Raw genomic sequence first — 24000 nt, 5'->3', positions numbered from 1 at the left:
ACATATCTTTTGGGGCGACGCACTGAAAATGCTGCGTTAGCGAACTAACAGTGATAAGTTATATGTCGCCAGAGACCGGATCTTGCGCAGTCGAAATTTCGAGGCATCCATGACCAAACACCTCTCGCTCGTCGGCGCACCTTCGGTGGAGGCGCTGCCACCCTCGGGTCTCGCCTGCCTCGTCATCGTGGCCCGGCAGCATGGTCTGCATCTGACCACCTCCCAGCTCATCCACGACAATCTCCTGGGCGACCAGGAGGTCACGCTGCCCGAGCTTTTGAAGTGCGCGAACTCCTCGGGCATGACGGCAAAGGTCGTCACGCTGGACTGGAAGGGGCTGAGCCATCTCAAGCGGGCGCTGCCGGCGATCGTTCGCCTGCGCGACGGCAGCCATATGGTGTTGCTGCGCCTCGAGGGCGACGAAAACAGCTCCCGGGTGGTCCTGCAGGATCCGAACGCCAGCGAGGATGCGCTCCTCATCATCGATCAGCCGCGCTTTGAGGACATCTGGTCGGGCGACGTCGTCATGGCCAAGCGCGACTACGAGATTTCCGACGAGACCCAGCCGTTCAGCTTCGGCTTCGTCACTGCCTTGCTGTTCCGCGAACGGCGCATCCTGCGCGACGTCGCGATCGCGGCGCTGATCCTGGGCTTCATGGGCCTGGCGCCGATCATGTTCTGGCGGCTGCTCTCGGACAAGGTCATTTTCTACAAGGCCTACAACACGTTCTACGTGCTGTGCATCGCCATGTTCGTGGTCATCATGTTCGAGGCGGCGTTCACCTTCCTGCGGCAATACCTGGTCCAGCGCCTCACGGCACGGCTTGACGTCAAATTGTCGACCTACGTGTTCGAGAAGGTGCTCAATCTGCCGATCGACTACTTCGAACAGAACGCCGTCGGCCTGATTTCGCGGGACATCCGCGAGGTGTTCCGAATTCGCGGCTTCCTGACCGGGCAGTTGTTCGGAACCGTTCTCGATTCGACGACGCTGTTCTTCTTCCTGCCGGTCATGTTCTTCTTCAGTCCGATCATGACGCTGATGGTCCTTGCCTTTGCCGGCGTGATCGTGACCTGGCTGATCCTGATGCTGCCGACCTACCGGAAGAAGTCCTCGGCCACCCTGGCGGCCGAAGGCGCCCAGGGCGCGTTCCTGATCCAGAGTCTGAACGGCATGAGGACGATCAAGTCGCTGGCGCTCGACACGCGGCAGCGCCACATGTGGGACGTGCTCGTGGCGCGCGTCGCCAAGGCGCGTCTTGCCGAAGGCCTGACCGGAACCGCGATCCAGACGGTGGTGCGTCCGCTGGAACGGCTTGCGGTGAGCGCGCCCTACGCGTTCGGCGTCTACCTCGCGGTGTCGAGCGGCGATCCGGTCTATGTCGGCGCGCTGTTTGCCTTCCTGATGCTGTCGCAGCGCGTGGCCGGACCGCTGATGCAGATGGCCCAGCTCATCAACCAGTATGACGAGGCGCGCACCGCGGTGACGATCGTCGGCAGGCTGGTCAATCAGCCGCCCGAGGAGGGGCGTTCCGGCCATGGCGTCAGGGTCCCGCTGAAGGGCCATATCGAATTCTCCGGCGTCACCTTCAAGTACAAGGGCGCGGTGACGCCGGCGCTGAACAATATCTCCTTCGAGATTCCGCTCGGCACGACGCTCGGCGTGATGGGCAAGAGCGGCTCGGGCAAGACCACGATCACGCGGCTGCTGCAGCGCCTGCACTCCGACTACGGCGGGTTGATCAAGGTCGACGGTATCGATGTTCGCGAATACGATGTCGACCATCTCCGCCGCAGCGTCGGCGTGGTGCTGCAGGAGAACTTCCTGTTCAGCGGCACGATCCGCGAGAATATTACCGCGGCAAAGCCCGATGCGACCTTCGACGACGTGGTCCGGGCGGCCCGGCTGGCCGGCGCCGAGGAATTCATCGACAAGCTGCCGCGCGGCTACGAGACCTATATCTACGAGGGATCCACCAATCTCTCCGGCGGTCAGCGGCAGCGTCTCGCGATCGCGCGGGCGCTGATCGTCAATCCGCCGATCCTGATCTTGGACGAGGCGACCAGTGCGCTCGACGCCGAGAGCGAGACCATCGTGAACGCGAACATTTCGCGGATCGCGCATGGTCGCACGCTGATCATCATCTCGCACCGCCTGTCGTCGCTGACCAAGGCCGATGCGATTCTCGTGCTCAACCGCGGCGTGGTCAACGATATCGGTCGCCACGACGAGCTGCTGGAACGGAACGACATCTACAGCTCGCTCTGGTACCAGCAGAATACGCACCTTGTGCCGGCCGGCCGCACCGAGAAGAACTTCAGGAGTCCGACCCTTGTCTCCTAATCAAGCTTCGCTCGCGACCGTTCGCCAGTTCCAGTCCGAAACCGATGCCATCCGCGAGGCGGCCGAGCCGTTGCTGGCCCGCGCGACGCTGTTCGTGCTGGCGGCATTCATGGTCTGTGTCGTGGCGATCATGTGCCTCACGCGCGTCGATCGCGTCATCACGAGCGTCGGCGGCAGGATCGTTCCCGTCGACCAGATCAACGTGCTGCAGGCGCTGGATGCCTCGATCATCAAGACGATCGATGTTCGGGAAGGCCAGCAGGTCGAGACCGGGCAGCTGCTCGCGACCCTCGACTCGACCTTCACCGCGGCCGATGTCACGCAGTACAAGCTGCAGATTGCGAGCCTTGAGGCGCAGGTCGCCCGCGACGAGGCCGAATTGTCCGGAAAGCCGTTGTCGTTCGGCCAATCCAACGATCAGGACGCGAGCAGGTACAACGCCCTGCAAAAGGCGCTCTACGACCAGCGCGTCGCGCAGTACCACGCGCAGGTGAACAGTTACGATTCCAAGATCAGTCAGACCGAGGCGACGATCCAGAAGTCGAAGAAGGACGACGAGCGCTACAGTCAGCGTGCCGAGATCGCCGGCAAGATCGAGGACATGCGCTCGACGCTCGCCGAAAGCGGCAGCGGATCCAAGCTGAACCTGTATCTGTCGCAGGATAACCGCCTGGAGCTGCTGCGTCAGATCGACAACACGCACAACACCCTGCTGGAAGCGCAACATCAGCTGGAGTCGCTGAAGGCGGATCGCAACGCCTTCACCGAGCAGTGGAACGCGCAGCTGAGCCAGGATCTGGTCACGACGCGCAACAGCCTGGATACGGCCCGCTCACAGTATGACAAGGCGATCAAGCATCAGGATCTCGTCCGCTGGACGGCTGCCGAGCCATCGGTCGTCCTGACCCTTGCCAAGCTCTCGGTCGGATCGGTGTTGAAGCCGGGCGATCCCTTCATCACGCTGATGCCGCTCAAGACGCGGCTCGAGGCCGAGATCCAGATCCTGTCGCGCGACGTCGGCTTCGTTCGGCCGAACGATCCGTGCACGATGAAGGTCGACGCCTTCAACGCGGCCGAGCACGGCACCGCGCAGGGCAAGATCCGCTGGATCAGCGAAGGCGCCTTCACCACCGACGATGATGGAAAGCCCGTTGACGCCTATTACAAGGCGCGCTGTTCGGTCGACCAGACCAACTTCAAGGATGTTCCGAACAACTTCCGCCTGATTCCCGGCATGACGCTGCAGGGCGACGTCAATGTCGGCACCCGATCGGTGGCGATGTATCTGCTCGGCGGCATGCTGCGCAGTGCAAAAGAAGCAATGCGTGAGCCATGACGGTATCGGCGCGTTCCCTTCTCGACTTGCTCCGACCCGGCTCGTCCCGTTCAGACTCGACGCAGTTTGAACGGGGACTGGAGGCATACGAGAACCGGCAATATCTCGAGGCGTTGCGGTTCTGGCGGCTCGCGTCGCACGCGGGCAATCCGGAGGCGGATTACCGCATCGGGCTGCTCTATGCGCGGAACGAGGGCGTCATCGGCAACATTCCGGATGCGGTCGCGTGGTATGAGCGCGCCGCCCTGAAGGGACATACCGACGCGCAATTCCAGATCGGCCTGATCTACCTCAACGGAGTCCAGGCCACGGTCGGACCGAACAGACCCGAGATGTGGCGGCAATCCACCGCGGCGCGGCTCGGCGACAAGGCGACCAATCTCCACGACCTGGTGTTCCCGAACGGAATCGGGGTGCCCAAGGATCTCGACGCCGCCTTCCTCTGGCTGTCGGTGGCGGCGGAAGCCGGCAAGGCGGAGGCGCAGGCGATCCTCGGCGACATGTACGCCAACGGAATGGGCTGCACGAAGGATCATGCCGCAGCCCTGCGCTGGTACCAGGCCGCGGCGGAGCAGAACGCGGCCTCCGGAGAATTCGCGCTCGGTGACGTGCATTATCAGGGACGCGGCGTTCCCGTCGATTTCGCGCAGGCCGCGATCTGGTATCAAAAGGCCGCGCAGCAGGGTCATGTACGCGCACAGGTTGCGCTTGCCTTCATGTGCCTCAAGGCCACCGGGCTTCCCGAGAATGTCGAGGAGGCGGCGCGGCTGTTCCAGAGTGCCGCCGCGCATGACGATACGATCGCGCTCTACAACATTGCGCTGTTGCGGCTCGCCGGCAAAGGCGTAGTCAAGGATCTCGACAAGGCCGAGACCGCGTTGCGCAAGGCGGCGCGGAAAGACTACTTGCCGGCGGTTCTGGCGCTGGCCGAGTTCTATGCGCTCGGCACCGCCGCCGAACCCGATCTGCGCGAGGCGGCGTATTGGTACGAGAAGGCGGCCGAGCGCGGCGACGCGCAGGCGCAGTTCTTCACCGGACGCTTCTATGCGACCGGCACCGGCGTTCCGCCCAGCATCCGCCAGGCCGCGAAATGGTTCGAACGCGCAGCCGCGAGCGGCCATGCCACGGCGGCGCATAACATCGCGGTGTTCTATCTCAACGGCAACGGCGTGACGCGCGATGTCGCGACCGCGATCAAGTGGTTCGAGCGGGCGTCGGAGGGCGGCATCAGCGCCGCGGGCGTGCAACTCGGCCGGCTCTATTCGGCGGGCAACGGCGTGCCGCGCGATCGGGCGCGTGCGGCGGAATGGCTCAGCAAGGCGGCGAACGGCGGCGACGCCGATGCGAAGACGGCCTATGCCCTGTTTCTGATCCAGGATGAGCCGTCCGAAGCGCGGCTCGCGCAGGCGCGCACGCTGCTCACCGACGCCGCTGAAGGTGGTCATTCCGCCGCGGCGTTTCAGCTCGGCGGGCTGCATATGGGAAGGTCCGGCGGCGCGGTCGATCTTCCGGCCGCAGCGCAATGGTTCAAGCGTGCGGCCAATGCCGGCCATGCCGAGGCCCAGCACTCCTTGGCGTTGCTGTACTCCGATCCGAAGAGCAGCCTCAAGGATCCGCAGGCCGCCGCCGGCTGGATCGTCAAGGCCGCCGATGGCGGCAACGCCGCGGCGCAGTTCAATCTCGCCGTTATGTATTGCACCGGGCAGGGCGTCGAGCAGGACCTTGCGCAAGGCGTGACATGGTACGAGGCCGCGGCACGCCAGGGCCATACCACCGCGCAATACAACCTCGCCGTGATGCTGGGGCGGGGGCAGGGCCGCGAGGCCGATCCGGCGAAAGCCGCCGAGTGGTTCGAGGCGGCTGCGAAGCAGGGCATGGTCGAAGCCCAGCTCGCGATCGGCGACGCGCTGCGCGCCGGCAACGGCGTCGCGCAGGATCGCGATCAGGCACTGCACTGGTATCGGCAAGCGGCGCAGAAGAACAACGAAGGCGCGCTGCGTCGTCTGCAAGCGATGGGCGAGAGCATCGGCTGATTGTCGAATGCGGACATCTCGTCGCGTGAACAGCAGAGATAGTGAACGGCTTGGTTTTTGAGCGCGAAGGCACGGAAGCGGGCACGCCCGCGTGACAATCTAGGCAGGACTAACAATGGCTTTCATATCGACGACAGAGAGATTGCGCTAATGTTGTGTTCACGGAATAAATGCTCATTGTACCTCTGGTTGTGTGAAGATGATCGATAAGAACCATGAGGTCACGATCTGGAACGTGTCAGGCAATGTGATCTCGGGATCGGACTTCCGTGTGACCGGGAAAGAAACTGGAGCCGGCGTTAAACGTTGGCAGGAGATTGAGTGGCAATGAACAAGATGGTCGAACGGAGCGTCAGGGATACGAAGGATATGTTGCCCGTTGCCAGTCCGGTTCAGCAGGAAGACCATCCGCAGAGCCTGTTCCTGGATCCCGATGTAAGCGATCTCCAGTCGGGATCGCGGCTGCGTGGTGCGATACTCGAGTATTCCGGGCGCGGGATTTCCGGCTGGATCGTCGATGCGCAGTCGCCGGCTGCGACCGTTTCGATCGCGCTCTTTGTCGCCTCCCACTGTGTCGAAGAGGGACGGACCGGCCGCACGATGCCGGCCCGCGTCGGTCCGCGCAGCGTGATCGGACGTCCCGGATTTCGTATCGACCTGTCCACGCCGGGAGTGCGCCGCCGTCTGGCGCGCGCGCTGAGAAACGCGCTTGTGGATCCCAAGCACGCGCAGGTCTATCTCCGCATCAGCCTGAGCGACGGCGAATACTACGAGATCCCGCTGTTCGAGAACTTTACGCCGAACGAGGTGGTCGTTGCGCTGGGCTTCTCGGCTGAAGATTACGATGACCTGCTGTTTCCCGCCAACGACAGGATCGTCGGCGGACTGGTGGACGCTTCCCCCAAGGAGGTGCGCTACATCTGCTTCTACCTGCCGCAATTCCATTCATTTGAAGAAAATGACAGGTGGTGGGGACCGGGGTTCACCGAGTGGACCAACGTCGCGCGGATGCGCGCCCAGTTTCCGGCCCATGAATCGCCATGGTTGCCGGCCGATCTGGGGTTCTATGACGTCCGGCTGCCGGAAACGCGCCGTCAGCAGGGCGAGCTCGCCCGCAAATACGGCATCGATGGATTCTGCTACTACGTCTATTGGTTCCAGGGGCGAAGGCTGCTGGAGAAGCCGCTGCAGCTGCTGCTCGAGGACGGCGAGCCGAATCTGCCGTTCTGCGTTTGCTGGGCGAACGAGAACTGGTCCCGCCGCTGGGACGGCTCGGATGCCGAGCTTCTGCTCGGACAAAATCACTCGCTGGAGGACGATGTCCGCTTCATCGACGACATGGCCGACCTGCTGCTCGATGAACGCTACATCACCGTCGACGGCCGAAAGGTCATCGTCATCTACCGGCCGTCATTGTTGCCGGACAAGCAGCGCCTGTTCGAGATCTGGCGCGAGCGCGCCCGCGAGCTCGGGATCGGCGAGCTTCTCATTTGCAATGCGATGACGTTCGGAGAGTTCGATCCGCGCGACGTCAATTGCGACGCGGCCATCGAGTTTCCGCCGCACACGGTCTCGACCCGGGAGGTGCCGCCGACCGAAGTCGATGCGCCGCCGACCTTCGCCGGAAAGGTCTACGACTATGTCGACGCCATGCGATCGTCGATCGGCAAGACCTACGATTTCCCGTTCTTCCCCGCGGTGATGCCGCGTTGGGATAACACGCCCCGCAAGGGGCCGCGCGGCCACATCTTTACCAGGTCCAGTCCGGAGGCGTTCGAGGTCTGGCTTCGCGATGCGACCTTGCGCGCCAAGGGCAACAGCTTTTCCGAGTCATTGGTGTTCATCAATTCCTGGAACGAGTGGGCGGAGGGGGCTCATCTCGAGCCGGATTCGCGCTATGGGCGCGCATTTCTCGAAGTCGTGCGCAGGGTCGCTTCGGCCGAGCCGATCTCGGCGCAGATTCGCAACAGCCCGGATCTCCTGGATTGCCTCAGCAGGCAGGAGCTCGAATGGGCGGTGAAGGAGGCCTCGACCCATGTCGAGGTGCTCGCGAACCTGCACCGGTCGGGCCTCACCCATTCGGGCGTGCAGCGCCTGAGAAGCGGCGCGCCGGTCGAGGCGGCGGGCGCGTCCGACAACCCGGCAGGCTCGTTGCTGGTCATCGAGAACATCAATTCGCAGACCGGCGAACGTGTGATCGTCGATCCGCGCTACGAGATCCTGGTGCGGGGCTGGATCTGCGCGAGCAGCGCGTTCGAGGCCAGCAGGCAAAGGACCGGCTTCCTGGTGCTGTCGGCGCTTGCTCCGGAGGGCGCGATCAACAGCGGGTACTGCCTGATCGTTGATTGGCACGAGCGCGTGGACGTCAAGGAATACATGAAGGCTGAGAGCAAGGAGTGCTATTTCGGCTTCCAGCTGTCGTTCTCGATCAGGGATTTGCCGGATGGTGAATATCAGCTCGCGGTGCTGGAGGTCGGCGACGGAGCCAGCGCGCTGGTGCGGTCCCGCCATTCGATCATCGTGAGACGTTGAGGTCGCCGATGCTCGCAAGTGTCGTCATCGCGTGCTACAAGCATGAGCAGTATCTCGAGGAGTGCCTCGAGACTGTCTATCAACAGACTTTTGCCGACATCGAGCTCGTCATCGTGGACGATCATTCGCCGGACAAGAGTTTCGAAATCGCGCAGCGCGTGATCAAGAAGAAGTCGTTCGGGAAACGCTTTGTTTCCTGCAAGCTGCTCAAGAACCCGCAAAACCTCGGTGCCCACTACACCTGGAACAGGGCGTTGTCGCTGACCAAGGGCGACATGATCTTCCTGTTGAACTCGGACGATGCCTTCTCAAGGGATCGCGTCCGGCTGTTCGCGGACAAGCATGGCGATGAGCGGCTGTTCTTCGGCTTCTCGGCGGTCGAGCCGATCGACGAGCATGGCAAGTCGATCAGCAACTACCAGTTTCCGACCCGGCTGCGCTATGCGATCGATCGGGCCCGGATCGCGGGGGCGCCGCTGTCATGGACATTCCTGGATTCGCAGATTGCGGCGTCGACCGGAAACTTCGTCTTCAGCCGTGAACTGCTGCGCCAGGTGGGGTGGCTTGCCGATCTCAAATACTGCCACGACTGGGATTTCGCGCTGCGCGCCGTGACCAAGGTCGAGCCGACCTATCTCGACGCCGACCGCTATCTGTACCGGCTTCACTCGACCAACAGTTTCCGAAGTCTGAGCAAGGTGGCGGAGAGCGAGACGAAGGCCTGCATGGTGTCGTATTGCCTGAACGCAATCACGTCGCGGCCGCAAAACAAGACCTGTCTCAGCCCGTCGAATTTCGGTGACTCATTCTATGACTTCGTGAAGCTGCACCCGAACTTCAATTATTGGGTCAAGCAGATCTACGCACCCTATCATACCGAACACCGGACGGTGGAATCGAACGATCGGACCAGGCCGATCCGTTGGCGCTGATCGCCTGGCTCGAGCCGGCGGCTCCGTTCCGAACCTATCGGAACGGAGCGCGAGGCGAACTAGCAGAGGTTTTTCGACGCCGCCCGTGCGGTCGCCTTGAGAACTTCGCGCAGCGCTTCCAGCCGATCGGTCTGGCAGGGCAGGGTCGGGACCAGCCAGCCGCCCTCATCGTTTTCGTTCCAGGCATAGATCAGCACCGCGGGCGCTCGGCGATCGGGTGCCTGGCTGTTCACCCAGCTGATCGATTGCGTGAGATGGCTCGAGAGCTCCTTCTTCGTCGGCGCCGTGTAGAAATTGGCGATGCCGTCGCCCGGACGCTGCGACGTTTCCCAGGGCACGGGATGTTCGATGCGCGGACGCCGGTCCCATCCCGTCATCACCGTGGGCACGACGGGCACCTGGCTGCCGGCCAGAGTGTTCCAGCCTTTTTCGGCATACTTGGCGAGGTCCGCAAAGCTTCCGCGGCCGTTACCGGTCGTGATCGCATATGATCCGACCGCGTCGGCGCCCAGATTTGTCGCCTCCTGGCTCAGGAATTTCGTGTCTCCTGCCAGCACGATATAGGGCTCGCCGTGACCGGCGGCGTTGGCATCGGATCTGAACTTGCTCAGTTGCGCGCGCAGGCCCTGCACGCCGCCCCAGCTTCTCTGCACGTCCGCGCCCTTGATGAAGCCAAGGAAGTAGAGCGGCCGATCGCCCTCGACCCTCAGATAGTTCTTGTCCGCCATCAGACCGATGTGCTCCTGGGGCAATGCAGACAGCTTGGCTGCCGATCCCCATCGACCGAGCTCGGTGAACATGCAGTACTTTAGTTCGGCTGCCTTCGGACGGGTTCGGAACGCGTACAGGGCTCTCGACATCGGATGGTTGGCGCCGTAGCCGGCAAAGGCCCAGTAATCCAGTCCGGCGAAGACCGCCTGTTCGATCTCCTTGTCCATCTCGGTGTCGATCGAGCTCGAGAAATCAAGCGCGTTGGGATCGCGGTTCATTTGCGCCCCGAAGAAGGGGGCCCGCCAACGATATTTCTGCGGACCGAGCGACTGCTTCATGGCTTCGGTGGGCTGCGAGCCGGGCGAGTACCATGCGTCCCATCGAATGGCTCCGACGAGCGGCCTGGAAGGTGCTGCGGCCGCAGCGGGATGGCCGGAACCGAGGAAGCTGAGCGCGCCGGGCAAGAGGCTTGCGGATAACGAGGTCAAAAACATCCGTCGCGTCAGCGCGAACGGCTGACGGGCTGCTTCGTTCCTGTGGTTCATTGGCGGTCTCCGATCGTTGCCGTCCGGTGCGGCGGTTTCATGCAAATGGCGCCGAGCCCTCGTCTCTATTGTATTGATTTTCCTCGAAATAACCTTACAACAGTTAAAATGTGAGCGCTGCCCGTTATAGCCTTATTCTTGTAGGATAAGTGCGCTAATAGGGAATTCGTGGTGCGAACCAATGGTAATTGCTTGTTGATCTCGTGGGGAGCGGCTCAGGTTGGACATGGAAATTCCAGCATTGTCTAGTTTCAGCTCAGGCGTGAATCTCGATACGCTTCCAGCAAGTGAGATCGAGACAAGGCTTAGAGATTTCTTTTCCGGGCGGATCGCAAATCCGAAACCCGACGATCTCATCCAGTCAGTCGAGCAGTTGGAGCAGCAATTCGGCGACTACAAGGAATTCCAGTTTGCAAAGGCGGCAGCGCTTGTGCAGGCATGTGATTTCGCCGGAGCGCGTGCAATTCTTCTCGGCCTCGTCAAGCACATGCCATCCGACTCGCGGGTGCTGCATCGCCTTGCAATCGCGGATCTCAACATGGGGTCCGCCCAGGAGGCGCAGGACGTCTATCTTTCCGCGCTTGCCGCGGCGCCGAAAAGCGAAAACCTGCGGCGCGAGTTCGCCGGCCTCCTGCGCGTGATGGAGGCGAAGAAGCTTTATGCCGGCGTTGATCGCAAGAAGCACGGCCTGGCCGTCGTGTGCGCCATCAAGAACGAGGGCGACGATCTCTTGGAATGGCTGCACTTTCACCGGCTGGTGGGTGTCGACCACTTCTACCTCTACGACAACGGCAGCACCGACAATACGCGCGCCGTCATCGAGTCGTTCCCGTGGCCCGAAATGATCACCTATCATTTCGTGGCGGGGGAATTCGGCCAGATGCGGGCCTTCTCGCACGCGATCGACAGCTATCGCAATTGCGCGGAATGGTGCGCCTTCATCGATGCCGACGAGTACCTGTTTCCGACCAAGGCCGGCAACATCAGGGATGTCCTGGCGGAGGTCGGGCCGGCGCCGGCGGTCGCGGTGCATTGGCTGAACTTCGGGTCGAATGGTCACGACGCGCGGCCGGCCGGCCTGTGCATCGAGTCCTTCACGCGCCGCGCGCCCGACGACTTCCCGGATCATTTCATCATGAAGTCGATCGTGCGGCCCGACACCATCGTGTCCTATTTGCATCCGCATCAATCGCTGGTGTTGGGGTGCTACGTCGCGGAAGACGGCACGCCGGTGTTCCCGATCGGCGGGCGCTGTACCGCTCCCAAGCGGGACAAGCTCGTGATCAATCACTACTACACCAAGTCACGCCAGCAATTGCTGAAGAAGCGTGAGCGCGGCCGGCCGTTGGCCGACGGCGATCCGGAAAAGATCCGCGCCATGGAGTTCTTCACGCTGCGGGACCGCAACGACGTGGAAGACGCGACGATCCAAAGGTTTCTTCCGGAGCTGAAGAAACTGGTTCAGGTCTGATCTGTGGAATAGCGATATCTTCGCTGGAGGAGGGCGCGCCGGTTGTCGCGCCCGGCCAGCGGTGGATGGCCCTGGAAGCGATTTGAGAGCGCAGCGACGGGCTGCGCTGCAATTCCAAAGCGCAGCGACGAGCTGCGCAGCGATCAGCTACAACGGCTCCAGCCGGTACTTCTCGAGCAGACCCTGTGCGGCGGCGCGATTGATCTCTGCCGGCCGCTGGAAGACCGACATGTTGTTGGCACGCGCGATTTCCCGCGCCACCGTCCGCACTGAATGGTAGTGCGGACGATTCTCGAAGTCGTGGATTGCGATGAAGGCGCCGGGTGCGGCGTGAAGCACGCACTGCACGAAGCAGGCTACCCGAAAGCGGCCGTCGACGAAGTACAGATCCGCGGTCTTGCTTTCCGGCCGCTCCCAGATGCGTTCGTGATAGGCGGGCCAGGAGCTCTCTTTCTCCTTCTCCACCGGATAGCCCCACTCGCGCAGCTTGCCGATGTCGACATGCAGCAGCTGCGGCTGGGTGCTCGCGCCACGCGTGGCGTCGCCGACATTGGCGAGCCATTCCGCGGAGGAATCGATCGATATGACCCACTCCTTCCGGGTCTGACAGGCGAGCCAGGTGCTGCCTCCCGACCCGAATTCCAGATAGCGCCTCGAGAGATCCACGAAGCTTTTGAACAGTGTCAGTTCCTGACCGTCCATTGCGATTTTCATGGCGGGCTCCCGTGGTTTCTCGATTTGCTGTGTGGCGGGTGGCTGCCAATCCACCGTCGGAAGGCGGTCGCGGCTGGTCAGGCCGCGATGAGATCCGGTTGGATCGTCATCGCGTTCGTCGGCTTCCTGTTGGCCATCCACGCCCGTGATTTGGAGAGATCGGCGGACTACTGGTTCAGCCCGACGCGCTCCACCTTGTAGCCGCGCTCCAGGATCGCGCGCCACCAGGGTTGCTCGTCGACATACCAGCGCACCGTCTTGGCGATGCCGGTCTCGAAATTCTCCTCGGCGCGCCAGCCGAGCTCGGTCTCGAGCTTGGTGGCGTCGATCGCGTAGCGGCGATCGTGGCCGGGCCGGTCGGCGACGAAGTTGATCAGCTGGCGCCGCGGGCCTGCCGCAGCCGGCGCGATCTCGTCGAGCAGGTCGCAGATGCTGTGCACGACGTGGAGGTTGGTGCGCTCGTTGCGGCCGCCGACATTGTAGGTCTCGCCGATCTTGCCGCGCTCCAGCACCAGGGTCAGCGCCTTGGCATGGTCCTCGACGAACAGCCAGTCGCGGATGTTCTGGCCGTCGCCATAGACCGGCAGCGGCTCGCCGGCGAGCCCCTTGATGATCATGTGCGGGATCAGCTTCTCCGGGAAGTGATAGGGGCCGTAATTGTTGGAGCAGTTGGTCACCAGGGTCGGCAGCTCGTAGGTCTCGCGCCAGGCGCGCACCAGATGATCCGACGACGCCTTGCTGGCCGAATAGGGCGAGTTCGGCGCATAGGCCGTGGTCTCGGTGAACAGGCCTTCATCGCCGAGCGAGCCGAACACCTCGTCGGTCGAGATGTGCAGGAAGCGGAACTGGTCGCGCTTCTCGGGCGAGAGCGTGCGCCAGTGCCGCAGCGTCTCCTGCAGGATGGTGAAGGTGCCGACGATGTTGGTCTGGATGAATTCGCCGGGACCGTCGATCGAGCGGTCGACATGGCTCTCCGCGGCAAGGTTCATCACCGCATCGGGCTGGTATTTCTCGAACAGCCGCCGCAGCACCTGCGCCTCGCAGATGCAGGCCTTTTCGAACGTGTAGTTCAGGCTCTCGGTCGAGCCGGGCAGCGAGGCCAGGTTCGCCGCATAGGTCAGCTTGTCGATGTTGACGACGCGGGCGTGGGTGTCCCGCAGCAGGTGACGGACCACGGCGGAGCCGATGAAGCCGGCGCCGCCGGTGACGAAGATCGTCGATCCCTTAAACCGCATGCTTGAGTACCTCCGCCGTGCGCGGCTGGCCCTGGAACGAGCGGTAGACCGACAGCAGATACTCGCCGTAGCTGCTCTTGGCGGTCTTCTGCGCCACCTTCGCGAAGGCTTCGAGCGAGATATAGCCCTGGCGCAGCGCGATTTCCTCGGGGCAGGCGATGCGCAGGCCTTGGCGCTGCTCCAGGATCTGGACGAAGTGGCTGGCCTCGACCAGCGACGAGTGCGTGCCGGTGTCGAGCCAGGCAAAGCCGCGGCCGAGCACCTCGACATAGAGGTCGCCGCGCTCGAGATAGGCCTTGTTGACGTCGGTGATCTCGATCTCGCCGCGCGGCGACGGCCTGATGCCGGCCGCGATCTCGACCACGTCATTGTCGTAGAAATAGAGGCCGGTGACGGCGACGTTGGACTTCGGCCGCTTCGGCTTCTCCTCGATCGACAGCGCCCGGCCGGTGCCGTCCAGCTCCACCACACCATATTGCTCCGGCGCGTTGACGACGTAGCCGAACACGGTGGCGCCCTTCTTGCGGACCGAGGCGGACGACAGCATGCTCGGCAGGCCGTGGCCGTAGAAAATGTTATCACCTAACACAAGGGCGACGGAGTCATCGCCGATGAAGTCGCGTCCGACGATGAAGGCGTCGGCGAGACCGCGCGGGGTCTCCTGCGTGGCGTAGGAGAACCTGATGCCGATCTCGTGGCCGTCGCCGAGCAGGCGCTGGAACAGCGGCTTGTCCTGCGGCGTGGAGATGATCAGGATATCGCGGATTCCGCCGAGCATCAGCGTCGACAGCGGATAATAGATCATCGGCTTGTCGAAGACGGGCAGCAGCTGCTTGGAGACGACAGTGGTCACGGGATAGAGACGCGAGCCGGTGCCACCGGCAAGGATAATGCCTTTCATGGTCCCTCACAATTTGACTATCAGAACATAACATATAGCGTGCGCTGCACAAGTTTGTTATGAGAGGGAAATTAACATTTCGGGCGCCTCAAACTGGAACAAATGTTAGATGAACGTCATCAAGACCGAGCTCCCTGAAGTCCTGATCGTCGAGCCGAAGCTGTTCGGCGACCAGCGCGGCTTCTTCCTCGAGACCTACCAGTCGCCCCGTTATGTCGAGCACGGCATCGCGCGCCCGTTCGTGCAGGACAACATGTCCCGCTCGGCCTATGGCGTGCTGCGCGGGCTGCATCTGCAGAACCCGCTCACCCAGGGCAAGCTCGTGACCGTGCTGCGCGGCAAGGTGCTGGACGTCGCCGTCGACGTGCGCGTCGGCAGCCCGAATTTCGGCAAGCATGTCGCGGTCGAATTGAGCGAGGACAATCGCCGGCAATTGTGGGTGCCGCGCGGCTTCGCCCACGGCTTCGTGGTGCTCTCCGAGACCGCCGACTTCTTCTACAAATGCGACGACTTCTACAGCCCCAAGGACGAGCTCTCGATCCGGTGGAATGATCCTGCGATCGGGATCAAATGGGGGGTCGATAAGCCGCAGCTGTCGGGCAAGGACGCGGACGCGCCGCTGCTCGCCGACGCCCGCAATCTTCCGACCTATGGACAAATCTGATGCGGATCCTGTTAACGGGTACACGCGGCCAGGTCGGCAGTGCGCTGAAGCCGCTGCTGGAAAGCCACGGCACCATCATCGCGCCGCCCACGGCGGAGTTCGATCTGTCGAAGCCGGAACTGCTGACGGGCCAGCTCGAAAGCCTGAAGCCCGATCTGATCATCAATCCGGCGGCCTATACCGCGGTCGATCGCGCCGAGGACGAGCGCGAGCTGGCGTTCCTGGTCAACGCGAAGGGACCGGAAGCGATCGCCAAATGGGCGGCTGCGAACCGCGTGCCGCTGGTGCATTTCTCCACCGACTACGTCTTCAATGGCTCGGGCGACCGGCTGTGGCGCGAGGACAGCCCGACCGAACCGTTGTCGGCCTACGGCGCCAGCAAGCTTGCCGGTGATCTTGCGATCCAGGCGGCGGGCGGGGCGCATCTGATCGTGCGCACCTCATGGGTCTATGCGGCCAAGGGCACCAATTTCCTGCGCACCATCGCGCGGCTCGCCGGCGAGCGGAAGGAGCTGCGCATCGTCGCCGATCAGATCGGTGCGCCGACCACGGCGCAGGCGATCGCCAGCGCGGTCGCGGGCATCGTTCTGCCCAACCTCACCACGCTGCACGACCAGCTCGCGCGCAGGGGCGGGGTCGTCAATCTCGTCTGTGCCGGCGAAACCAGCTGGCACGGCTTCGCCACGGCGATTGTCGGCGGGCTGCGCTCGCGTGGCGTCACGCTGGCGGTCGAGAACATCGTTCCGATCGCCACCGCCGATTTCCCGACCAAGGCGGTGCGTCCCGGCAATTCGCGGCTCGATCTGTCGCGGCTGAAGGCGCAGTTCGGTGTTGCGATGCCGACCTGGCAGGAAGCGCTGGCGCACGAGCTGGATGCGTACGTCCAGCTCGGCACGCCGGCGGCCGCCTAGAGCAAGAGATGTTCGCGTAAAGACAACGCCTCAAAAAATGAGAGCCTCGTTTCGATTTGATCGGAACGAGGCTCCAGGATCGGGCGGAAGATCGAGCTGAACGGCGGCTGTCGTCGCCGGTCAGGTGCGGCCGCTCAACGCGGCCGGCCGATGCTCTCGTAGGTGAAGCCGTGCGCGGCCATCTCGTCCGGACGGTAGATGTTGCGCAGATCGACGACGACAGGATGCTTCATCTCCTGCTTGATGCGCTTGAGGTCGAGCGCGCGGAACTGGCGCCACTCGGTCACGATGACCAGCGCATCCGCCTGGCGCGCGCATTCATAGGCGTCCTTGCAGTACTCGATCTCGGGCAATTCCTTGCGGGCCTGCTCCATGCCGATGGGATCGTAGGCCCGAACCTTGGCGCCGAAGTCGCTCAGGCCGTTGATCAGCGGGATCGAGGGCGCCTCGCGCATGTCGTCGGTATCGGGCTTGAAGGTCAGGCCGAGCACGCCGATCGTCTTGCCGCGCAGCTCGCCGCCGAGCACGTTGGCGACCTTGCGCGCCATCGCCCGCTTGCGGTTGTCGTTCGCGGTCAACGTCGCCTCGACGATCTTCAGCTGCACGTCGTGATCGAGCGCGGTCTTGAACAGCGCACGGGTATCCTTCGGGAAGCACGAGCCGCCATAGCCCGCGCCGGCATGCAGGAACTTGGTGCCGATCCGGTTGTCGAGCCCGATGCCGCGCGCAACTTCCTGCACGTTGGCCCCGACCTTCTCGGAGAGATCGGCGATCTCGTTGATGAAGGTGATCTTGGTGGCGAGGAAGGCATTTGCGGCGTATTTGATCAATTCCGCCGTGCGTCGCGCAGTATAGAGGATCGGCGCCTGGTTCAGATAGAGCGGGCGATAGACTTCGCCCATCACCCGCTTGGCGCGGTCGTCCTCGGTGCCGACGACGATGCGGTCGGGATGGCGGAAATCCTGGATCGCGGCGCCTTCGCGCAGGAATTCAGGGTTCGAGGCCACGGCGAAATCGGCGTCCGGACTGGTCTCGCGGATCAGGCGTTCGACCTCGTCGCCGGTGCCGACCGGCACGGTCGACTTCGTCACCACCACGGTGAATTTCTTGATCGCCGCGCCGATCTCCTTGGCGGCTGCATAGACGTAGCTCAGGTCGGCATGGCCGTCGCCGCGCCGCGAGGGAGTTCCCACCGCGATGAACACCGCGTCGGCATCCGCGACGGCCGGCGCGAGCTCGGTCGTGAAGGTCAGGCGTCCGGCGGCGGCGTTGGTCTCGACGAGCTTATCGAGGTCAGTTTCGTAGATCGGGATCTTGCCGCGCTTCAGGGCTTCGATCTTGCCGGCGTCCTTGTCGACGCAAACGACCTGATGGCCGAAGTCGGCAAAACACGCTCCGGACACGAGACCTACATATCCCGTTCCAACCATTGCAATCTTCATGAATCCGCTCGTCGATCAGTGTGGAGAGGAGGCGTTAGCACTAGCACAATTGGTGCCGATAACGCCAAGTTTTATAACGTATGGTTTGTGTTGGAGGTCGGCGGCTTTTTGTGCAAACGGTGATTGCCTCAGTGCAGGTGAGTGCTCGCTAGTCACCTCGGGCGCACCATGGACACATTCTCAACTTGAAATCGACTGACAATCGAACCGCCGTTCGAGGGGTGGACATGAGCACGATGACGATGGGCAAGCAGCGGTCCCCGGAAGCTGAATACGCGTCGCTACAAACGCAATTCTCCAGATACGATCGCACCACGTTTTCTGGATTTGTTTACGACCGCGCCGATCTCGGTCGCCGCTACACCGTCGAACTGCTGGTCGACGGCGAGCCATACATGTCATCATTGTGTGACGAGTTTGTAACAGAGCTCGCCGACGCCGGGATCGGCGACGGTCGATTTGGCTTTACCTTCAACGTGCAGGACGAGGTCGGCTCGAACGCCACAATCGTCGAGGCGCGGCTGGCCAATATCGGAAGCCCGGTCGGTGCTCCGATTCGCTGCGATGTCGCAGCAGCGCAGGCGCGGTGGCACCGCATCGGCGATATCGAATGGGTCGGGGGCTTGCGCTTCGAGGGCTGGCTTTCCAAGGACATCGACGAAGACATCGAAATCCTGATCGCGCAACGGCCGGTGATGACCGTGCGGCCGACCGGATGGACCAATGTCGCGCGCGGTGCCGAGTTCGGCGTCGGCCGCCGGATCGATTTTCATCTGCCCGAGCATTTTGCCGACGGCCGGATGCGCGGACTTTCCGCGCGCACGATTTCGGGACGCTACCTGGTCTCGGAGCCGATCGCGTTCGTCGCTTTCGATCGCGGACTGGAGCAGACGCTCGCCGATCTCGGGCGCTGGGACAGCGAGCGGCTTCGCGGACAGCTGTTCGACAGGGTGCTGCCGGCCACGATGCCATTGCACGCCTATCGCAGCTGGAAGGAGCGTTTCCCGCCGACCCCGGAGTCGGAGCATGCCGACATTGCATCGGAAGCCGCGGTCGTCCTGATCGGCGATGCAAGGGTGGACGAAAGCATCGAAAGCCTCGAAGCCCAATCGCACGCGGCCTGGTCGGCGGTGTGCCTGCCGGCGCGCGGGTTCAGCCAGTTCGAACCGCAAGCGGCGCGCGAGTTTGTCGACGGCGATGCCGCCAATAGCGCGTTCTTCGTTTTCTGCCTGAGCGGGACGATCCTCGCCGAAGACGCGTTGCGGCGCTTCGCCGATGTCTTCGCATCGGAGGCCGGCTGCGATCTCGTCTATGGCGACGTCGAGGTCTCGGCAGGCGGCGGCGCCGTCTGGCCGCTGGCGTTCTCGGCATTCGATCTCGAACGCGCGCTCGAGCAGGGTTATGGGGCGTATTGTTTTGCGGTGCGCCGGGAACGTGCCCTGCAGGCTTTGCGGTCGGCGACGTCGCTCTACGACATCTTCCTGTCCTGTGCGGACCCTGATCGAACCTATCACCTTCCGGGATCGGTTGCGGCATTGCCGCGGATCGATGCCTCGGCCGCAACCGCCGAACTGGCCGCGGCGAGCAAGGCCTGGTTTGCCAGAGCCGGTGCCGAGGCGAGTGTCGAGCCGCGAAAGGCAGGGCTTCTTCCGGCCGTGCAGGTCAAGCGCACCGTCGACTGGAACGAGCGCACCACCATCATCATCCCGACCAGAAATCGCGCCGAGCTGCTCAAGCGATGCATCGAGACGGTCACGCCGGCCGCGAACGAGACCAATGCCCGGATCCTCGTCGTCGACAACAATTCGACCGAGCCCGAAGCGCTGAACTATCTGGAGAGCCTGTCCGCGGAGGAAATCGACGTCATCTCGGTCGAGGGTCCTTTCAACTTCGCATTCATCAACAATGCCGCCGTCGATTGCGTCGACACCGACAACATCTGCTTTCTCAACAACGACGTCGCGGCGCTCGACGACAGCTGGCTGGCTGAAATGCTGTGGCGGCTCGCCGCTCCCGATGTCGGCGCCGTCGGCGCCAAGCTGCTGTGGCCGAGCAGCGTCGTGCAGCATGGCGGGGTGGTGCTGGGGGCGAATTTCTCGGCTGCGCACGCCTTCAACGACCGGATGGACGGCGATCCCGGCTACGGCGATCTGCTCCAGGTCGCGCACGAATGTTCGGCGGTCACGGCCGCGTGCCTCTTGATGCGCAAGTGCGACTTCCTGGCCGTCGGCCGCATGGACGAAATCCGCTTTCCGATCAGTTTCAACGATATCGACCTGTGCCTGAAGCTGCGCCAGCTCGGCAAGCGCATCGTCTTCACGCCGGACGCGAAACTCGTTCATCTGGAGTCGGCAAGCCGGGGCCGCGATTCCGAGCCGGATCGCAAGGCGCGCTTCAAGCGCGAGCTGTCGATGCTGCGGGCGAAATGGGGAGAGGTGCTGCTCGACGATCCCTATTACAGCCCGCTGTTGGGCCTGGACTCGACGCCGTTCTCCTCGCTGGCATGGCCGCCGCGCTCATGGAAGCCGCGCGCCAACCTGCCGCCGGTGCCGACCGCTCCGCCGATCGGGATGTAGCACTGCATCATCGGCCACCCAGCCAAGGATCGCTGCGATCATTGCATCGGCATCAAGGCCCGGCTGAAGCCTCAGGTCGCTGGTGCGGCTGCGTGCCGGTGCTGTCGGGCTCCACTGCGTCGCAGCGACCGGCAGGCCGGTTGCCAGCAGCGCGTCCACCAGCGGATGCCCAAACGCCGGTTCGCCGATGTCGAGAACCAGCTTGGTGAGGCCGTGCGCTTCGATCAGCGTGGCCATGTCGTCGGCGGCGATGTCGCCGCTGATCATGACGTTCGGCCGCTGCATCAGCTTGAGATCGTCGAGCGTGGTGCCGAGCACGACGATCTCGAGGCCGTCGTCGGCGTCGGCCATCTGATCGCTCAGCGCCCTGATGAAACGAAATTCCGCCGCGCCGGCGTGCAGGGCAAGCAGGCCGAGGCGCGGCGGGCCGTTCTCGGCGCGATGCAGCGCGCGTGGTGCGGGTGGATCGCCCAGCCTGGTCACCTGCAGGCCGAGAGCCGCTTCCGAAAACGCGGCGCCGTCTTCGCCGATCGCGGTCACGCGTGCCGCCCCGGCGATCAGGCTGATCCAGTCCGGATCAGCGCCCGATCCGGCCGAAGCGCGCGCCGCAAGCGCGGTGTCGGTGATCAGCAGGTCGTAGGCGAAACGCTGCGTGAGCTGCGCCAGACATGCGCCGGGGATGCGGTTCGGCTCCGTAATCTCGAGTGATCGAATTCCGAGATCGGCGAGCAGCGTCACGAGAGCCTCGCGCCCCTCCGGCGTCGCAACGTCGAGCGCGATCGACTGCGGAGCTGCGCCGTCCGGATCGAAGATGGCAGCCTGCTGGCGTTGTCCCTCCGCGCGGATCTGCACGACGAGGCCGCGCTGACCGTCCGCTGCGAGCTGCCCGCAGCGCCGGATGGCAATCTCCCGGCCGATCGAGGAGCCGCAGAGGATGATGTGCGGGCCGGCCGCGCGCGGCTCGCTGGCGAGCAGCCTGAGCTCGAGCGCCGCACGGCAATCCCGCAGCGGATCGGCCAGCAGGAACGCGGCGCACTCCGTCGCATAGCGCCGGTAGCGATGCTCGAGAACGCGGAGATTGCGCAGCACCAGCGAGCGCTTCTCGCCGAGAAACGAGCGCGAGCCCTCGTGTCCGACAAACACCGAGGGGATGCAGACGTTGCGGAAGCCGGCCTCGGCGGCGCGCAGGCAGAAATCGACATCCTCGAGATAGCCGCGATAGAAATCGTCGGAAAGCTCCCGCACGGCGTCGAGACATTCGCGGGTGATGTAGAGGCAGAACCCGATGCCGTTGGGGATGTCGATGGCGATCCCGGCATTGGCGCTGCCCGCAAGTTCGTCCAGCAACTCCAGTTCGCCGGGCGAGGGCAGGGGATTGGAGCGGTTCGGCACCGGGAAGCTGGTGTATTCGCCGTTGTTCGACAGCGGCGTCGCCGTGCCCACGCGCGGCGTCGATTGCACGGCGCTGCGCAGGCGTTGCAGCGCGTGCTTCGGTACGATCGTGTCGGAATTCAGCAGCACGATGTCGCCGGCCTCGGTCTCGCCGAGTGCCCGGTTGACCGCGCCGACAAAGCCGAGATTGTGTTCGTTGGTCAGGAGCCGGATGCGCGCCGCCGCCGCGAGCTCGCCGAGCAGGCGCTTGATGTCGCGCTCGGGCGACGCATCGTCCACGACGATGATGGTCGCGCCCGGGGTGCAGGTGACGGCGGTCAATGCGCTCTCGATGCAGTCGCGCGTTGCGGCCAGATCCCGATAGACCGGGATGATGATGGTGAGCGGGAGCGTTCCGCCGTCGTGCGTGCGCGCCGGGCGCCGTGGCGTGTTGCGGTGATCCGGAACGCGGTTGGCCGGGAGCTGAATGCTGGCGATGACCCGGTCCGTCTGCGTGATCTCGAGGCGCTGCGAGGTCGCAGACGCCGGCCGGATCAGGCGGAAGCTCGCGGCGCGCCGCCCATCCAGCGCGAATCTGTGCCGGGGATCGGATGGAAGCTGGATGGTGCTGGATTGATCGGCCTGCGCCAGTGACAGGTACGGGTCATCGGTCCCTCGCCACGTCACCCAGCCCTTCACCTCTTCGTCGAGGAAGTCGATGCGGGCGCAACAGTCCTGGCCGCTCTGTTCGAGCAGCAGCAATGCGCTTTTGACCGAATCCGCATCGTCGTCGCGTCGCGCGACGCTTCGTGCCGCTTCAATCTGCCGGAAGCCGTCGCCCCACGCCATCATCCGTCGTGCCGCGACCAGATCGTCCGGTTCGAGTTCGATCGCCCTGGCCACGCTGGCGACGGCTGCATCGCTGAGATCGAGATGAAACAGGGCTTCTGCGCGCAGCAGGTGGGCGCGCGCGCCCGGATGCGGCAGGATCCGGCAGCGGCGATCGGCGAGCGCGAACGCGCGCCGGAAATCCCGCGCCTCGAGCGCCGCGACCGCGGCCCGCTCGAGATCGACATGGTGCAGCGTCTTGGACGTAAAGGCGATCCTGCGCGCGTCGGCGGTCAAATGTCGCCCTTGTCTGCCTGGCCGTCAGCCCGCCGTCTTGACGGCGCTCTGCCGGCTCCGGAACACGCGCACCCGGCCCTCGAGGCGCGGTCCGTCCAGGCGCGGCGCGGGGTTGACGGGTACGGGTTCAGCGCGCCGCGGCTGCTGGGGCGCCAGCGGCGCTGCCTGCACCCGCCGTTCTTCGAGATTGAGCTTGAGGCCGACCAGCGGTTCCCGGCCTGAAGGGCCGGACACCACGATCCGGTTCCCGGTGACCCGCAGCGCGGGTGCGCCCAGGAAGATGGTCTCGGCCGAGATCGCATAACGGTCGGCGCTGGGGCCCGACGCTTCCAGCGAGAACCCGGTGATGGCCAGCGCGCGGCCACGGGTTCCGGTAAAGGTTCCAAGCGGAACGAACTGGTTGTCGCCGCGCTGCGGCCTGGCGAACTTGACCGCATATTGCAGGTTCAGATCGTGCGGCTTGTTCGGCCATTCCAGCGAAATGCCCTCGATCCGGGCCGGAGCGGACGGTCCGGCGATCCAGGTATTCGGGCCGACGGTCACATCACCCAAGCCGGCGACATGGGCCAGCAATTTGAGGTCGCTGTGCTCGCGCGGGCCGGCAGCGGGCTCGTATGTAGCGGGCTCGTACGTGTCGAACGGGTCGCTTGCCGGCTGGCTGATGGGCTGTCCCTGGGTCAGCGGCTCGAACTTGATATTGGCGGCGGTCGACCCGCCGGCGCGCCCCGCCGTGACCTCGACGATCACGCGGCTGGGCCGGGCGACCGACACCACCAGCGCGCTCTCGGGCGCGAACAGGGTTCCATTGACCGCATCGGGTCCGCTAATGATATTACAATTGTTAACACTGGCGCGATCCGCGTATACGCGCACCATCGGAGGTGACGTCTTATCGTCCGCGCCATTGTACCGAACCAGGAAAAGACCCCGTGCCAGATCAATGGTTTTCTGCTGAATCTGTTCGTTCATCGTCGCCTGCGAGCTTAACGGAATGGATTGATATGCCTCCCACACTGTGCCCCAAAAATCGGTGTGATAGAAGGGGGCTTAATGTTAATCCGGTAAGATAGTTTGACCCGTACCAGTCGATGACACGCCGCCGGTGATGATGCAGACCCTGACCCCAATCGAAGATCGCGCGGCCGGGGGGCGCGTTC

Annotated in this window: 16 protein-coding genes; 9 read left to right on the top strand and 7 right to left on the bottom strand. The window is 63.8% G+C overall.

Features of this window, described 5'->3' with window-relative positions:
* Nucleotides 1-109: 109 nt before the first annotated feature.
* From BRSPCE3_RS04165 to BRSPCE3_RS04145, 5 genes are all read left to right on the top strand, one after another.
* Nucleotides 110-2344, top strand: coding sequence for a peptidase domain-containing ABC transporter (locus BRSPCE3_RS04165; protein WP_244064391.1), 2235 nt, complete (start codon nt 110-112; stop codon nt 2342-2344).
* On the top strand, nt 2334-3680 hold the full coding sequence (locus tag BRSPCE3_RS04160; protein ID WP_244064389.1) for an HlyD family type I secretion periplasmic adaptor subunit: 1347 nt from the start codon (nt 2334-2336) through the stop codon (nt 3678-3680). Before BRSPCE3_RS04165 ends, BRSPCE3_RS04160 begins: the two co-directional genes overlap by 11 nt.
* Nucleotides 3677-5713 (top strand): SEL1-like repeat protein, encoded by a 2037-nt coding sequence (locus BRSPCE3_RS04155; RefSeq protein WP_244064388.1) that lies wholly within the window; start codon nt 3677-3679, stop codon nt 5711-5713. The genes BRSPCE3_RS04160 and BRSPCE3_RS04155 overlap by 4 nt, the downstream gene beginning before the upstream one ends.
* Before the next feature lie 327 nt (nt 5714-6040).
* On the top strand, nt 6041-8245 hold the full coding sequence (locus tag BRSPCE3_RS04150; RefSeq protein ID WP_244064387.1) for a glycoside hydrolase family 99-like domain-containing protein: 2205 nt from the start codon (nt 6041-6043) through the stop codon (nt 8243-8245).
* An 8-nt stretch (nt 8246-8253) separates the two neighbouring features.
* Nucleotides 8254-9177, top strand: a complete 924-nt coding sequence (locus tag BRSPCE3_RS04145; RefSeq protein ID WP_244064386.1) for a glycosyltransferase family 2 protein — start codon at nt 8254-8256, stop codon at nt 9175-9177.
* Nucleotides 9178-9236: 59 nt separating this feature from the next.
* Here BRSPCE3_RS04145 and BRSPCE3_RS04140 read toward each other — a convergent pair whose 3' ends face one another.
* Nucleotides 9237-10478, bottom strand: coding sequence for a hypothetical protein (locus BRSPCE3_RS04140; RefSeq protein WP_244064385.1), 1242 nt, complete (start codon nt 10476-10478; stop codon nt 9237-9239).
* Nucleotides 10479-10659: 181 nt separating this feature from the next.
* On the opposite strand from BRSPCE3_RS04140, the gene BRSPCE3_RS04135 reads away from it, so the two are divergent.
* A complete protein-coding gene (locus tag BRSPCE3_RS04135) occupies nt 10660-11904 on the top strand; it encodes a glycosyltransferase family 92 protein (RefSeq protein WP_244064953.1) in 1245 nt (414 codons plus the stop codon).
* A gap of 147 nt (nt 11905-12051) precedes the next feature.
* Here BRSPCE3_RS04135 and BRSPCE3_RS04130 read toward each other — a convergent pair whose 3' ends face one another.
* The 3 genes from BRSPCE3_RS04130 to rfbA are packed head-to-tail and all read right to left on the bottom strand — an operon-like array spanning nt 12052 to nt 14754.
* Nucleotides 12052-12759, bottom strand: coding sequence for a hypothetical protein (locus BRSPCE3_RS04130; protein ID WP_244064384.1), 708 nt, complete (start codon nt 12757-12759; stop codon nt 12052-12054).
* 26 nt (nt 12760-12785) lie between these two features.
* The gene (gene rfbB, locus BRSPCE3_RS04125) at nt 12786-13853 is read right to left on the bottom strand and encodes a dTDP-glucose 4,6-dehydratase (RefSeq protein ID WP_244064383.1); all 1068 of its coding nucleotides are present in this window, start codon (nt 13851-13853) and stop codon (nt 12786-12788) included.
* On the bottom strand, nt 13843-14754 hold the full coding sequence (gene rfbA, locus BRSPCE3_RS04120; protein WP_244064382.1) for a glucose-1-phosphate thymidylyltransferase RfbA: 912 nt from the start codon (nt 14752-14754) through the stop codon (nt 13843-13845). The genes rfbB and rfbA overlap by 11 nt, the downstream gene beginning before the upstream one ends.
* 109 nt (nt 14755-14863) lie before the next feature.
* Here rfbA and rfbC point away from each other — a divergent pair, with 109 nt between their 5' ends.
* Nucleotides 14864-15418 carry a dTDP-4-dehydrorhamnose 3,5-epimerase gene (gene rfbC, locus BRSPCE3_RS04115; protein WP_244064381.1) on the top strand — a complete coding sequence of 185 codons (555 nt, stop codon included), beginning with the start codon at nt 14864-14866 and terminating at the stop codon, nt 15416-15418.
* Nucleotides 15418-16329, top strand: a complete 912-nt coding sequence (gene rfbD / locus BRSPCE3_RS04110) for a dTDP-4-dehydrorhamnose reductase (RefSeq protein WP_244064380.1) — start codon at nt 15418-15420, stop codon at nt 16327-16329. The genes rfbC and rfbD overlap by 1 nt, the downstream gene beginning before the upstream one ends.
* Nucleotides 16330-16463: 134 nt before the next feature.
* Here the strand turns inward: rfbD and BRSPCE3_RS04105 are convergent, their stop codons facing one another.
* The gene (locus tag BRSPCE3_RS04105) at nt 16464-17771 is read right to left on the bottom strand and encodes a UDP-glucose/GDP-mannose dehydrogenase family protein (RefSeq protein WP_244064378.1); all 1308 of its coding nucleotides are present in this window, start codon (nt 17769-17771) and stop codon (nt 16464-16466) included.
* A 227-nt stretch (nt 17772-17998) separates the two neighbouring features.
* On the opposite strand from BRSPCE3_RS04105, the gene BRSPCE3_RS04100 reads away from it, so the two are divergent.
* Nucleotides 17999-20347 (top strand): glycosyltransferase family 2 protein, encoded by a 2349-nt coding sequence (locus BRSPCE3_RS04100; RefSeq protein WP_244064377.1) that lies wholly within the window; start codon nt 17999-18001, stop codon nt 20345-20347.
* Here the strand turns inward: BRSPCE3_RS04100 and BRSPCE3_RS04095 are convergent.
* A complete protein-coding gene (locus BRSPCE3_RS04095) occupies nt 20288-22843 on the bottom strand; it encodes a glycosyltransferase family 2 protein (protein WP_244064376.1) in 2556 nt (851 codons plus the stop codon). The two genes, BRSPCE3_RS04100 and BRSPCE3_RS04095, sit on opposite strands and share 60 nt — an antisense overlap.
* Before the next feature lie 24 nt (nt 22844-22867).
* Nucleotides 22868-23812 carry a hypothetical protein gene (locus tag BRSPCE3_RS04090; RefSeq protein WP_244064375.1) on the bottom strand — a complete coding sequence of 315 codons (945 nt, stop codon included), beginning with the start codon at nt 23810-23812 and terminating at the stop codon, nt 22868-22870.
* Nucleotides 23813-24000: the final 188 nt, after the last annotated feature.

The organism is Bradyrhizobium sp. Ce-3 (assembly GCF_022835695.1).
Lineage (GTDB): Bacteria > Pseudomonadota > Alphaproteobacteria > Rhizobiales > Xanthobacteraceae > Bradyrhizobium.
This window is presented reverse-complemented; position numbering and strand designations above follow the sequence as displayed.